The sequence below is a fragment of the Rossellomorea sp. DUT-2 genome (assembly GCF_052665285.1).
Genome location: NZ_JBQPEO010000001.1, coordinates 401,937 through 415,830, shown reverse-complemented (window position 1 = coordinate 415,830; position 13,894 = coordinate 401,937). Strand labels below are relative to the sequence as shown.

General features: G+C 41.9%; 11 protein-coding genes. 1 reads left to right on the top strand and 10 read right to left on the bottom strand.

The features are described from left to right. Window positions 1–7: 7 nt before the first annotated feature. From ACOSV2_RS02170 to ACOSV2_RS02130, 9 genes are all read right to left on the bottom strand, one after another. Window positions 8–889 carry a DUF58 domain-containing protein gene (locus tag ACOSV2_RS02170; protein WP_428973768.1) on the bottom strand — a complete coding sequence of 294 codons (882 nt, stop codon included), beginning with the start codon at window positions 887–889 and terminating at the stop codon, window positions 8–10. Continuing rightward, window positions 886–1,887 carry an AAA family ATPase gene (locus ACOSV2_RS02165; RefSeq protein ID WP_428973767.1) on the bottom strand — a complete coding sequence of 334 codons (1,002 nt, stop codon included), beginning with the start codon at window positions 1,885–1,887 and terminating at the stop codon, window positions 886–888. Before ACOSV2_RS02165 ends, ACOSV2_RS02170 begins: the two co-directional genes overlap by 4 nt. Next, a complete protein-coding gene (locus ACOSV2_RS02160; RefSeq protein WP_428973766.1) occupies window positions 1,884–3,377 on the bottom strand; it encodes a hypothetical protein in 1,494 nt (497 codons plus the stop codon). The genes ACOSV2_RS02165 and ACOSV2_RS02160 overlap by 4 nt, the downstream gene beginning before the upstream one ends. An 11-nt stretch (window positions 3,378–3,388) precedes the next feature. Further along, the gene (locus tag ACOSV2_RS02155; protein WP_148968581.1) at window positions 3,389–4,234 is read right to left on the bottom strand and encodes an ABC transporter permease; all 846 of its coding nucleotides are present in this window, start codon (window positions 4,232–4,234) and stop codon (window positions 3,389–3,391) included. Next, on the bottom strand, window positions 4,231–5,166 hold the full coding sequence (locus ACOSV2_RS02150; protein WP_428973765.1) for an ABC transporter ATP-binding protein: 936 nt from the start codon (window positions 5,164–5,166) through the stop codon (window positions 4,231–4,233). The genes ACOSV2_RS02155 and ACOSV2_RS02150 overlap by 4 nt, the downstream gene beginning before the upstream one ends. Then, the gene (locus tag ACOSV2_RS02145; RefSeq protein WP_428973764.1) at window positions 5,163–7,565 is read right to left on the bottom strand and encodes a hypothetical protein; all 2,403 of its coding nucleotides are present in this window, start codon (window positions 7,563–7,565) and stop codon (window positions 5,163–5,165) included. Before ACOSV2_RS02145 ends, ACOSV2_RS02150 begins: the two co-directional genes overlap by 4 nt. Before the next feature lie 1,069 nt (window positions 7,566–8,634). Then, window positions 8,635–9,753, bottom strand: a complete 1,119-nt coding sequence (locus ACOSV2_RS02140) for an N-acetyldiaminopimelate deacetylase (RefSeq protein ID WP_428973763.1) — start codon at window positions 9,751–9,753, stop codon at window positions 8,635–8,637. 114 nt (window positions 9,754–9,867) lie between these two features. After that, window positions 9,868–10,578 carry a 2,3,4,5-tetrahydropyridine-2,6-dicarboxylate N-acetyltransferase gene (gene dapD, locus ACOSV2_RS02135; RefSeq protein ID WP_428973762.1) on the bottom strand — a complete coding sequence of 237 codons (711 nt, stop codon included), beginning with the start codon at window positions 10,576–10,578 and terminating at the stop codon, window positions 9,868–9,870. 95 nt (window positions 10,579–10,673) lie between these two features. Further along, window positions 10,674–11,552 (bottom strand): LysR family transcriptional regulator, encoded by an 879-nt coding sequence (locus tag ACOSV2_RS02130; protein ID WP_428974267.1) that lies wholly within the window; start codon window positions 11,550–11,552, stop codon window positions 10,674–10,676. Between the two features lie 110 nt (window positions 11,553–11,662). On the opposite strand from ACOSV2_RS02130, the gene ACOSV2_RS02125 reads away from it, so the two are divergent. Further along, window positions 11,663–12,388, top strand: a complete 726-nt coding sequence (locus ACOSV2_RS02125) for a sulfite exporter TauE/SafE family protein (protein WP_428973761.1) — start codon at window positions 11,663–11,665, stop codon at window positions 12,386–12,388. On the opposite strand, the gene ACOSV2_RS02120 is transcribed toward ACOSV2_RS02125, so the two are convergent. Next, window positions 12,377–13,870: an MDR family MFS transporter gene (locus ACOSV2_RS02120; protein WP_428973760.1), complete on the bottom strand. Its 1,494-nt coding sequence runs from the start codon at window positions 13,868–13,870 to the stop codon at window positions 12,377–12,379. The genes ACOSV2_RS02125 and ACOSV2_RS02120 overlap by 12 nt on opposite strands. Window positions 13,871–13,894: the final 24 nt, after the last annotated feature.

Here is a 13,894-nt window from a genome sequence, read left to right as displayed (position 1 = left end):
TATCACCTCAGCGGATCCATCCATTTTCTTTGAAATCTTTAAAGAATACTTCGTTTAAGGGTGGCAGGCAACTTGTTTGGATATAGCCAAACCCCCATTTTTTGCATAATGCTTCAATCTCTTTGTTGTGGTTCAGTAATCGCTCCTGATAGAGCTCTACCATCCTGGGACTTAATGAAACATTCGTTTCCCGGTGTTTTTCACTATCTAATAATTTGACATCACCTTGATAGGATGGCGTTAGCTCTTCTTCATCAAGGAGTTGAATAAAATAAACCATTTCTCTTTTAATCGTAAGTTTTCTGAGTGCTTCCTCTATCACTGAGAGTGATTCGAGTCCATCTGAAAGAATAAAGGAAACAGAGCTTTTTTTTCGTACCCCTTTTCCAACTTCCTCAAAAAAGGAGACTCCATTTCCCCCTGAAGAGTCAAGGGAAAGCTCTTGAATGTCATGGAGAATCGCTTTTGCGTCCCGTGCCCCTTTTTTCCTAAAGCACTTTTGGTGATGAACTCCCATGCAAAGCAATGAAAGCCGATCATCATTTGAAAGAGCTAAAAATGAAAGTGCTCCAGCTAATTCTTTTGCTCTCTTCCACTTTCTATCTTCTATTAACATGGAGTTCGAGCAATCAAGGTAAATATGAACCTTTATTTCTCTTTCATCCAGATACCTTTTGATATATACCTTTTCCGTTCTGGCATACACATTCCAGTCGATTTGCCTTACATCGTCCCCAAGTTCATACATTTGATAATCGGAAAATTCCAGGGAACTCCCATGATTGGTTGCGAGACGGGAGCCTTTATGATGACCGCTCTTTAATCGTTTACTGGTAATCCTGTGCCTTTTCAATTGAGCTAGAAACTGGCTGTGCCAAAGTGTTTTCACCGACTATCACCTTTTTGAACGTAATCGATCATTTCAAGGATGAGTTCATCCGTTCCAACACTCATTGCTTCCCCTTCAAAGTTCAGGATCATACGATGCCGCAATACGAGAGGAGCCACCTTTTTCAGGTCCCCCATGGAAACATGGTACCTGCCTTGTGTTAATGCTCTCGCTTTGGCCATAAGGATGACATGTTGAAGCCCTCTTGGTCCACTTCCAAATTCAACATATTGTTTGATCCTTTCCGTTGTTCTTTCACTTTTCGGGTGTGTTGCATCAATAAGATCAATGGCAAAGTCAATCATTTCATCTGTGACCATAATTTCTTTCACCAGACCCTGAATATTTAATAATTCAGCTTTATTCAGCTTTTTCTCAAGAACGATGTCATCGGTTCCTGTTGTACGCTGAATAATTTGTTTCAACTCTGATTTAGTAGGATAGGATACTAAGATTTTACACATGAACCGATCCATTTGTGCTTCAGGTAGAGGATACGTTCCTTCAAGATCAATGGGATTCTGTGTGGCCAAGACAAAGAAGGGCTTCTCCAATGTCATCGTTTCGCCTACCACCGTGACAGTGTTCTCAGCCATTGCCTCAAGAAGGGCACTTTGCGTCTTGGGAGTCGAACGGTTGATTTCATCCGCTAACACCAAGTGATGAAACAAAGGACCTTGATGGAAAACAAATGGATGTTGATCGTCCCGGCTGTGTTTCATGACCATTGTTCCCGTGATGTCTGTAGGCATCAGATCCGGGGTAAACTGAATTCGTGAAAAGCTAAGGTCCATAACATCCGAAAGGGTGCGCACCAACATCGTTTTCCCTAATCCGGGTAAGCCTTCCAACAGAGTATGCCCCCCTGCAAGGATGGACCAAAGCACCCCCTCTACAATTTCCTCCTGCCCTACGATAAAGCGCTGAACCTCTTCCTTTACTTCTGTTATCTTCAAAGAAGCTCTCTTAAATGGCTGTTCCTTATCTTCTATGTTCACTCTACCAACTCCCCTGGATCAATCTCACTAAAATAGGATTGTACGATATTCTCTAAATCTTCAGGAATCGTGGATCGATCTGACGACTTCCGGTAAGAAGAGTAATAGTCTTGATACACTTCTTCATATGGACGAAGGGTTCCCTTTTGTACCGGTCCATTGCTCTCAAATCGCTCTCCACGTTCACCCTCTCCTAATTTTCCCGTATCCCGTTCAATATGGTTCTGTCCTTCGATTTTTTCCGGGACTGAAAGCATCTCTCTTGATCCTTGCCCCTTGCCGGCTCCGATTCCTGCTCCAGGGGAAGAACCGTTTCCAGTTCCGGCACCATTTCCATTACCTCCCTGGCCAGGTGAATTTGAAGCACTGTTGCCTGATTGATTTCCATTTGCAGATGAAGAAGGATCCTTATTTGCCTGTGACTTACTGTTCGCCTGATTAGATGGTGCTTTTCCGGAATTCTGTGCCAAAGAATCTGAGCCTGTTGTATCACTCTGTCCGATAGCATTTTTTAAGAGATCGGCTTCATTTTGTAGTTCATCTTGAAGTTTAGCAAGTTGATCTAATTGTTCTTCTACGCTATTCGGTTCTTTCATTAATCCTGATAATTCTTCCAAGGAGGCAATATCCTGTGATTTCAAAGCCATTAAAAGCTGGTCTCTTTGTTCTTTTGTCATTTCATTAAAAGCTCGCTGAAGTTTATCGCTATTTTTTTCTTGAAGTGCTTTTTTTACGTTTTCTCCATTTATGTTTGCTATCTTTTTCTTCACTTCCTGCAGCTTTTCATTCTGTTTTTCTATTGATTTCTTCTGAAACTCGAGCTCTTTAACTTTTTTGATTATTTCATCATATCGTTTGGTCGCTTCCTTTACTTTCTCGAGCTCTTCATTTTTTTTCAACAACTTTTCTTTTATAGAAGCATTTTCTTTCTTTTTCGCCTGTTCTGCTATTCTCTTATTTGAGTCTGCAATGATCTCCTTTTCTTTCTCAATCCGATTCGCTTCTTTAAAAGAGTCATCCCATTGAGTTAAAATCAGTGAGGATAAAAAGATAAGAATTCCGCTTGATAACAGGAATGAAGGCTTGATTCTCTTCTTTCCATATTTCAATACTTCCGGATGAACCCTTTTCATCTTCTTCAAAGCATCATGCACAACCAAGGAGGATAGGGCATGGCCACTGTGAAGGCTACTATAAGCAGCAGTTACACGATTGTCGTCCACGAACCTATCATAGATTAAGGCACTGTCCTTCAACGTGGCTCTTCTTCGATAAAACAATAACGCAACACCAATGAAAACAGAGGCGCAACCTCCCCATAGGATTCTTTCCCAATAGGGGATTACAACTAAGGCTGCCGTCGAGACGATGCATAGGGCAAAGACTCCTGCATAAACAAGCAGGAGCTGACTGTAATACCTTAATTGATTGACCCAGAGCTTTTTTCTTATTTGCCGAAGCAATTGAAGAAATTGTTGAGTATGTTCCATCTTCTCACCCTTTATTTAGCGCTCTTCACCTTCATGCTAGGTCTTAGCTTCATGATACTGAGGGACAAGGAAATCACTGCAAGAACAGTGTATATGATCAGGAATGAAATCCATAGAGGAAACGTAATTCCGCTTCGAGTATATATTTCTTCAATCGCCATGGGTTCAAAATGCCCCATCATGACGATCCCGGGATTAAACATGGCGATTAGATACGGTGCAGGATTGGTCTGATTCTGGTAAGGACCGTTCCCGATTGCCATTGATAGCATAAAGAGGAATAACGTCCCCCCTGCAAGAAACAGAACCGTTGCATAGGTTGTGACCATCGACACGATCGTCTTTCGAATAATGGTTGAATATAAAACTCCGACAGAACCAAATGCAAAAACCAGAAACAAACTGTATCCGAACACAAAAAGTAAATCCGTTGGTGAAACTCCCCCGAACAAGAACACAAAGCTGTATAGAGGCAAACTTGAGACAACGAGTAATAACAAATAAGAAACGGACGATACCAGCTTACTCAGGATAATACTCATTGAGCTTTGCTCCGTCGTCAACAACATGCTTAATGTTTGCTTCTCTCTTTCTCCGCTGATGACACCGCCTGTTAACCCGGGTGTAATAAATAACACGAGAGCAAGCTGTAAGAATGAGAGAATCATAAACATCACACGGCTTTCTTCAGGGCGAAAGTAACCAGTATTTGAAAACCTCGTTTGCATATAGATGAAGCCGATCACGACAATTCCTACGGCAATTAAGTAGCATAACATCCCGATAAATGCTTTAAAGGAACGAAAGCGAAGTTTAAATTCTTTATTTAACATGGGATTGATGAGTAACTGCTTCATGAAAGTGTCACTCCTTTCGTGATCTCCATAAAGACATCTTCTAAATTCGTTTCAGTCTCTTTGAAACTGACAATCTGGATGTCATTTAAAACAGCTTTTTTCAATAGCTCTATTTGCTCCGTTTCTTCTCCTTTATAAAGGAATTGAAATGTTCTATTCTCCTCGTCTACTTCGACCTTTGAAACAAAGGGGTCGTCTTCAAAGAATGCCACAGCACTCTCCACCATGCCCCTTACCCTCACGACAATCAGTTTATCTGCCTGCAGTTGGAATTGTATATCCTGAACAGAGCCATGAGCTACGAGTTTCCCATTATCAATCACGCCAATTTCATCACACATTTCCGCAAGCTCCGGAAGGATATGAGAGGAAATTAAAATCGTTTTCCCCATTTTCTTTAATTCTTTAAGAATTTCCCTCATTTCGATTCTGGCTCTCGGATCAAGCCCTGATGCCGGTTCATCGAGAATCAGCACTTCCGGATCATGTATGAGGCACCTTGCTAAACAAAGACGTTGCTTCATCCCCCTGGATAAAAGGTCAACATAGGAATCTTTTTTATGAGATAGATTTACCAGTTCCAACAGCTGGGGAATGAGCTTCTTTCTTTGCTCTGCAGGAATTTTATAGCTTGCACCATAAAAGTCCAGATACTCGTCAGCTTTTAACTGATCATACACTCCAAAGAAATCAGGCATATAGCCGATTTGCCTTCTGACCAATTTTGGATCTTTACTTATATTGAATCCGTTCACGGTAGCCGTTCCTGCAGTAGGAGCTAAGAGAGTAGCCAATATGGAAAATGTCGTAGATTTCCCCGCTCCATTTTGACCAACAAAACCGAATACGGTTCCCTTTTCAATGGATAAGTTCAGATCATCAAGGGCCAGGAACGATCCATAGCGTTTAGATAAGTTTTGTATCTCGATCATGGTTGAACTTCTCCTTTCAACACAATGTTAGGAAGACGAACAAACGGATCCCCTTGAGATCGTTTTTCAAACTCGAACACGATTTCCCCATTGTCATTCATATATTTGTTCAAATTATCTTTTACTTCGATTGAGTTCGTGGATGATTCAGAAAGCACCAGCCGTTCATCTGTTTGTGGATCGACCAGAGAAAACTGAAGCACCCCTCCTGTATGAAGAGTCATATTTAAAGAGTGAAGAGTAACCTTCGATAAATCAATTTGATTAGGGAGGTTAATGGATAGCTGATATGTCCCGTCTTCGAGTCCCATCTCATCTGCACCATTATGTGAGTAATGCTCTATCACCTGTCCCTTAACAGGCAACACATCCAGATCAAGTTGTTCATTTCTAAGTGTAAAAGCACCCTTATAGTTTCCCAGGGAAGGAAAGTGTTGATAGAGTAATGAGAAATTTTCAGACTTGGATTCTTTGTTTTTAATCTTCATGTTGAATATCTCCGCATCTGTATACCCAAAAATGACCGGGGAGTTATTTTCTTTGTCCGCAGAAATCATCTGAGATGCGAAACTTTCCAAACGTTCTTTCTTTTGCTGCTTAATATTTTGCTGATTCGGTAATGGCGATGACATATTAGGGGTCACACCAATAGGAGAAGATAAATAATTCGTTGAAAGCTTTTTATCAACTTTGAGAGTATCCCCGGCTTTCATATCCCCCAAACGATACATTCTGGAACCCGACCAAATATATACATCTGTAAAATCATATGGAAAATCATTTTGAATCGTACCGGATAAGGTTTGGTCCTCTAACACTAATTCCGGTATAAACCTTCCTACTTCTTCCTTTTCGCTTGAACCGAGTAAAGTCCTCGTGGACCAGTATTCTACATCCCGAAATGTAATGGATCGATTATCCTTCGTCATCTCTTCAACTGCAAACTTATACTGATTTACTCCCCCCGCACTATTCCTGACTCTTGCAGGTGTGATATCTAAATGATGCTTATCTGAAACAAAAGCATAGTCTCCGCCTGAGTTTGATAATGCGCTAAAAGCTGAAATTCCATGTACGCTCTTATCTTCCTCGACTTTTAAGATACTCATTTGATTCAAATGAGGCTTCGAGATTCTATCTTTAGCTCCGGTGATAAAGATCCCTGAGGAAACGAGGACCGAGATGGCAGGAATGATCCACCATGCTTGTTCACGCTTATCCACTTTTCTTAATAAGAAATAAAGCAGAGGTACAAGGACAATCAAGTAAATGATGAGAATGATGACGAGTGTACTTACTTTAAAATTGGTAGTCGGAAAGAGCTCATTACTGTCAGCTACTTCATAATAAATTCTCTCCAGGAAACTTTGATCTCCGTTGGACTGTCCAAGCAGGAAGTATGGCTCTGTTTTAGAAAGGACATTCGAAAACCATTCGTCATAGCTATCCCATGCATTCAGTGCAGGGTCACCCAGTGAGAATGCAGTCTGCCACACTTCTCCTAAGCCTTCAGAACTTTTCACAACCAACGGGATCCCGTCTTGCTCAACCAGAACATTCGATTCTGGTTTAACGGTACCTTTAAAGATTGGTAATGAGTTAAAAGAAGCCTTAATATTCTTCTTCACATTAAAGGTGGAAGTATCGGAGAGTGTCGATTCTCCCCTGAAAGTAAGAGGAGCCATAGGCGCTACAGAGCCAAGAGTATCCTCTAAATGAGGAGCCCCCCCTATAAATAAAACCCCACCTGTTTCAACCCAGCTTTTCAACGCTCTTTGTTGATCCTTGCTAAGTTCTGAGATGTTAAATTGGTCAATGATAAGATAATCAAGCATTTGAAACCCGCTCTTCTCTTCAGGCATATTTTCCTTTGTGAGCGTTAGAGCCTCTACCCGATTCCCTCCCATGTTTGTCCCTTTAATTCCCTTCAAACGGTCAGGGTTTTCACTCAATAAACCGATGGTCGTATAATTGCTATAGATGAAATTCGGAGTTAATCGTTTATCTCCTTTAAATTTTATCTCTTTCCCTTTCTCCCAAGATCCTTGGAACAAATGAATGGTTTCCTGATTGGAGTTATGCCTGATTTCATCATTGAATCCTGGGATGGATAATGTGTATGTACGTTTTGAATTTGCCGGCACATCTACGGATAACGCTCTTGCCCCTCCAGTCTGATAGGAGGGAGCATAGTCAAACAATAGATCCCCCTTGAAATCAGAACCTGTATTTTCAACGGTTACCTTAAGGGGGAAGCCTCTTCCCTCCTTCACCTTTCCATCGATTCCTTCTTCCACTGAAATTTTAATTTTCGCTTGTGCGAGTGATGTATCTTCCATGAAAAGAAACATCAAGAACCCTAATGTCATTACAAATATTGCTTTCCTCCATCTTTTCACATGCATTCCCCTCTTTCTTTCTCTCTACAAGATAGACGAAATCATTATGGGAAAAGTTTCTATTATTTTTATCTTTTTCCTCAGTTCCCCTTCTACCTTAAGTGTAATTTTACACTATCTTCAACTCTTAGCAAGACCGTTTTAGAAATTAATGTTAATTTCTTTTTAAATAGCTCTTTTCGTATACATAGTTTCTATGAGTGGTAATGTGAAACACGGTCCGTTCCTTTCCGCTCCAGGCACTTCCTTTCCGCGGGGAGGAAGTCGAGCCTCCTCGGGCTTTGCCCTGCGGGGTCTCGACCTTTCCTCTATCTCCCGCAGGAGTCAAGTGCCTTCCGCTACAATCCACTCTGTGCTATTACTTTTTTACTGCCTGTAAGTATTGAAAAACAAACTATCTAAAAAGGTGGAAATGAAAGTTTTATAGAAACTCATAATTCTCACACGATAAATAATATCTAGTAAAGTGAGAAGTAATCCGTATGTTATTTTTACATTAAGCTCTATCACGAAATCCCCTTACCATCTTTAATAGGATTTTCATAACAGATCTTCAAGGTGTGCAAGATAACAACGTAACTAGAAAAAATATTCTTTTTCTTAAAAGGAAGATCAATCTCTACTTACCTTAAATGAGATGGTTTGCTAAAATTCTTGTTTTTATTGTTTTCCATTAAGGATTCATGCTTAGAAAGTTGATTCTCGCTGCAGGAGGCTCGACTCCTGCGGGAATAGCTGGACAGTACGAAAAGCGGAGGGGCTTTGCTCAGGGGCGACAAGCATAAGACGAGTCTGCCGGAAAGGCGCACTTTGCCTTTTTGGCAGACTTGGCTTATGACCTCGAGCCCCTAAGCCCCGTAGCTGGACAGGTGAGACCCCGGAGGCGCAGCCGAGGAGGCTCACCGCCAGCCCCGCGGAAAGCGAGCATCCTGGAGCGGAAATCAACTATTACTTTCTCCTCTACAATAGCCACAAACTGTACGAATAGAGCCTTGCGAAAAGAGACTTTTAAATAAACAAAAAAATCACGGAACGATATGTGTAGATATCGTTCCGTGATTTTTACTCATTATTTTAATCCGCCAATATAATCTGAGAGAAGGGAGATGGCAAAGTCTATCGCTTTCTCATCAGGGTTTAATTTAGAATGGTGCAGTCCAAATGGAGAATTCACCCCAAGCCAAAACATAAAGCCTGGTATTTCCTCAAGCATATAACCAAAGTCTTCACCGGTCATAGCTTCTTTACAGATTACGAGGTTCCGATTCGTTTTTTGGAGGAAAGAAATGAAATGATTTGTCCATTCCGGATCATTGTAGACCTGGCGATACATGCTGCCATAATCCACTTCAATATCACAATCATAACTGATTTTCATACCTTCGATTAACGCTTCCAACCGTTTTTTTACATTTTCCATCGACTCGGATGAAAGGGTACGGATGGTACCTTCCAATCTTGCTGTTTCAGCGATGATATTCTGCACCGTCCCACTTACCATTTTGCCGACAGTGATGACCGCACTGTCTAATGGATCGACATTCCTCGAGACGATCGACTGTAATTGTGTGACAAAGGAAGATGCCACGACAATCATATCCTTCGTATGGTGAGGATAAGCAGCATGGCCTCCTTTTCCTTTAAAGTCAATAAATAACTCAGACGTATTGGCAAAAAGCAGCCCCTCTTTAACAGCAACCGTCCCTACTTCATATTCCGGTGCAATGTGAAGTGCGAAGATCACGTCGGGCATCCATTCCTTCATCATCTCACTTTCAAGCATGGGCTTCGCTCCACCAGGTCCCTCCTCTGCCGGTTGAAAGATGAACAGAAGATCATCTTCTATCGGGTGGTGAACGAAATGGGTTAATACCCCGAGCTCAATCGCCATATGAAAATCATGGCCGCAGGCATGCATCCTCCCTTCATGTGATGAAGGAAAATCCAATCCCGTTTCTTCCGTGATCGGCAGGCCATCAATGTCCCCGCGGTAGCCGATCATCCTTGTAGGATCCGTGCCATGAACCTTAACGAAGAGCCCTGTTCTCCAAGGCTTAATCTCTAATCGGTCAGCAGGCAGGCTTGAAACATAATTCAATAGGTATTGGTGTGTTTTAAACTCTTGAAACCCAAGTTCAGGGATTTGATGGAGATCTCTCCTAATCGACTTAAAGTCTACTGTAGACATGGGTACCCTCCTTACATGAATAATAGATGGATAGATAGTGAAAATGAGACATTACAAGAAAAGAACAGACGCCAGCCGTCCGTTCTCTCCTTGATGATGCTATTGTTGAAATGATTACAGTTGACGTAATTCTTGTTTTATTTCAGTCTTTGATTTTGTCTTTTCATCAATGTCTTTTAATTTCTTCGCGGGAGTACCAGCCACAACCGTGTATGGAGCTACATCATCCACGACAATCGCTCCAGCTGCAACGACAGCTCCTTTTCCGACTGTTACACCTTCAAGGACAACGGCATTGGCGCCGATGACTACATCGTCTTCGATGACGACGGGTTTTGCCGATGGTGGTTCAATGACCCCGGCAAGCACTGCACCCGCTCCGATATGACAATTCTTTCCTACTGTAGCACGGCCACCAAGTACGACATTCATATCAATCATCGTTCCCGCACCTACTACAGAACCGATATTGATCATTGCACCCATCATAATCACTGCATTGTCACCGATTTCTACTTGATCGCGAATGATGGCACCAGGCTCAATACGCGCTTTAACCCCTTTTAGGTCAAGAAGAGGAATCGCAGAATTTCGGCGATCATTTTCTAATACGTAGTCTTCGATTTTATCTTTATTTTCTTCGAGAACAGTAGAAAGCTCGCTCCACTCCCCGAATACGACACCGGAATTCCCTTGAAGGAAGGTTTGGGAAGATGAACCAAAGTCGATTGCCTCTATGTCACCTTTCACATAGACCTTCACAGGGGTTGATTTGGTACTATTTTGAATAAAAGAAATAATTTCGTTTGCGTCCATCATTTTCATATGAATACCCTCCGTAATTATGTATAAATTCAGAATTCGTTTCTTGAATTACTTTATCAAATTAAAGAGTGGAAGACAAGCCAAAAACGCGAATCCTATGAGTTTTCATGAATGAATTCGTTTACAACTTCAACAAATGCTTCCACTTGTCTTAATTGAAAGGCGGATTCATAACCAAGTAACCAGGTGTCCCTGTGTATCAGAGAATCATGTTCATCGATTAAAGGGATTTTATAAATGTCTTCTTCCATCCCGTCTAACGTGATTGCGGGTAAAATGGCGTAGCCGATTCCGTTTAATGTCATCTGCTTACATGTTTCAATTTGATCAACAACGATCGTTCGCTTTGGGGTTGTCTGAAATTGCCGATGCCACCAGTCCTGAATTTCCTGATAATAATTCGAGTCACTTTTAAATTGGATAAACGGTCGATCCGTTTTCATGACTTCTTCAATCGATTGAATTTCTCTATCGACTAAGTACAGTGTATCTTGAAAGAGATGGTGTTTGGGGCCCTTCCAATCAGGAGTGCCCCGGATGATCCCGATATGCACTTCATTTTCATAAATCGCTTTAAGAATTTCACTGCTCCACCCTGTCATTAACGAGATCTTGGCATGCGGATAGGTTTCCACAAACCTTTTAAGTACTTTAGGAAGCCAATTCTGACCTACAATCGAGGCACACGCAATCTTCAATGTTCCATGAACCTCGAACTCCAATGCTTGAATTCTTTCCTTCACACTTTCTTCCTTCAGCAGCATTTCTTCAGCCAACTTCACCACAAGTTCTCCGGCCGGGGTTAAGGCCAGACCTTTTTGAGAGCGAAGGAATAATCTGGTACCCCAATCCTTTTCAATCGTCTGGAGTCTTTGTGACAGTGCCGGCTGTGATACAAACAGCCGCTCTGCTGCTTTACGCATGTTCATTTCCTGAGCCAGTACGTGCAGTAATTGATATTCTGAGAACGCCATCATTTTCACCTTCATAAGTTTTTCTTATATTATATCTTAATTAATATAAAATTTCATTATTATCAAGAATGGAATAGACTGATAGTAGAAACAAAGGGAGGTGCCTGAAAATGGAAGTGATTCTCTTTTTCACTGGATTGGTGGTAGCACTTATTGGAACGTTGGCAGGAAGCGGGGGATTGATTGGTATGCCGGTGATGCTTTTACTTGGTTTGCCCATTCATACAGCTATTGCCACGGCCAAATTTTCAAATATCATGAGTTCTTTTTCAAGCTTTGTTTATTTAATAAAGGATCGAAAAGTTACGTGGAAAGAATGTTTTCCTATTCTTCCTATTGCCCTTGCAGGCGGGTTGACAGGGGCATTTTTCTCGGATAGAATTTCTGCTTCTTTGCTCGAATGGATGGCCTTTTTCTTTCTGTTATTTGCCCTATTACTAAGTATCATAAAAGGATTCAAGCCAAAGAAGGTGAAACGGAAGTCATTTCGGGTTTATGGATTTTTGTACTTAATCAGTACGTATGACGGATTGTTCGGGCCAGGGCAGGCAACCATGCTCATGTACACTCATCTGTTACACGGGCTTTCATATTTAAAATCGGTAGCCCTCACCCGCTTTCAGACTTTTGTAAGCTGCTTGGGAGCATTTACAGTCTATTTTCACAATGGCCACGTAGAATGGGGTGCTGCCATCCCTTTTGCACTGGGTGCACTAATCGGGGCTCAAGTGGCAGTAAGGGTAGCAGCTAAGCTTTCAACGAAACATGTACAAATTTTATTAAACGTGATCACGCTCATTCTAATATTACAGCTTGGGAAAAATCTATTTCTTTAGAGATTGGTCCCGGGGTAGAAACAAGATACCGATAAAGCTAAACAGGGCGAAAAGTAAAACGACTAGATATACAGATTGCAAGGAACCTGTAAGTGCATTTTGTAACAACTCAAGTATATCGGAAGGCAACTGCTCCCTCTCTTGTTCATTCAAGAGCATATTCACATCATTGATGGAATAATCATTACCGCTCTCTTCTAAGTGTCTCTGCAGGCGGCTGTTCAAGATTCCTCCCAATAACGCAGCCCCTATCGTCGTACCTAAATTCCTCATGAACATATTGGTGGCTGTCGCAATTCCTCTGACCTGCCACTCGACAGTAGACTGAATGGAAACGATAAAAGATGTAGAGCTAAGTCCCATCCCTACCCCTACAAAGAATGATCCAATTGCTGCCCATAATGGACCGTATGAGGGATCCATCAAGACAAAGATAGTTCCACCTGCTATAAGGGATATCCCCCCCATCAAGGAGGTTTTAAAGTAGCCGATCTTTAATAATAAGCGGCCGGCGATTGTAGCCGAAATCGGCCAGCCTATAGACATGGCCGTCAATGTAAACCCGGCGACCGTTGCACTCCGCTCCATGACACCTTGTACAAAGGCAGGGAGGAAGCTCGAGATGCCTATTAACATGACCCCTGTTGTTAGTGATACGATATTGGCGACCAAAATGGAGCGAATCTTCCATAGATCAAAAGGCATCATTGGTTGTGCCGTTCGTCGTTCGTGGTAAATAAACACAGCAAACCCCAAGAAGATCATGTTGATCAGAAACATCGCCTGCCAGGAGTTCCAAGGCAGGCTTACCCCTCCTTCCACCAGTAAATACATTAAAGATGAGAGGGTTACGACTAATAGAAATGCACCACCATAGTCGATAACCGGTTTTTTCTTTTCAATATTCTCGTGTAAGTACAGCCATAGAACCACAATCGATAGTAAGCCAAGAGGGATGTTGATCCAAAACACGTACCTCCAACTCGCATATTCAACCAACAAGCCTCCGACGAGAGGTCCGCTAATGGCGGAAATTCCCCATACACTTGATAAATACCCCTGTATTTTGGCACGTTCTTCCTTTGAATAAATATCTCCCACAATAGTAGTGGCCATAGGTAATACCGCTCCCGCACCAAGCCCCTGGATGAATCGGAATAGAATCAATTGCTCCATCGTTTGGGCAAATCCGCATAAAGCGGACCCAATGAGAAAAATCACGATCCCGATTGTGATAATCGGCTTCCTGCCAAATAGATCAGATAGTTTTCCGTAGATAAGAACGGTGATGGCATTCATTAATAGATAAGCGGAAAATACCCAACTATACAGAGAGAAGCCACCAAGATCACCAACGATGGCAGGCATGGCGGTGGAGACGATTGTTGCTTCAATGGCCCCCATGAACATAGCCAGCATCACAGCTATCAATACAAGCGGTTTTTTCGTCCTTTTGATTGAACCCAATTCTAAACTGTTCATCTTGTTCTCCTTTGAATCGTCTTC

Coding starts and splice junctions, on each gene's coding strand:
- ACOSV2_RS02160 (WP_428973766.1), bottom strand. CDS start 3,377: ATGGAACATACTCAACAATTTCTTCAATTGCTTCGGCAAATAAGAAAA.
- ACOSV2_RS02155 (WP_148968581.1), bottom strand. CDS start 4,234: ATGAAGCAGTTACTCATCAATCCCATGTTAAATAAAGAATTTAAACTT.
- ACOSV2_RS02150 (WP_428973765.1), bottom strand. CDS start 5,166: ATGATCGAGATACAAAACTTATCTAAACGCTATGGATCGTTCCTGGCC.
- ACOSV2_RS02140 (WP_428973763.1), bottom strand. CDS start 9,753: ATGTCTACAGTAGACTTTAAGTCGATTAGGAGAGATCTCCATCAAATC.
- dapD (WP_428973762.1), bottom strand. CDS start 10,578: ATGAAAATGATGGACGCAAACGAAATTATTTCTTTTATTCAAAATAGT.
- ACOSV2_RS02130 (WP_428974267.1), bottom strand. CDS start 11,552: ATGGCGTTCTCAGAATATCAATTACTGCACGTACTGGCTCAGGAAATG.
- ACOSV2_RS02125 (WP_428973761.1), top strand. CDS start 11,663: ATGGAAGTGATTCTCTTTTTCACTGGATTGGTGGTAGCACTTATTGGA.
- ACOSV2_RS02120 (WP_428973760.1), bottom strand. CDS start 13,870: ATGAACAGTTTAGAATTGGGTTCAATCAAAAGGACGAAAAAACCGCTT.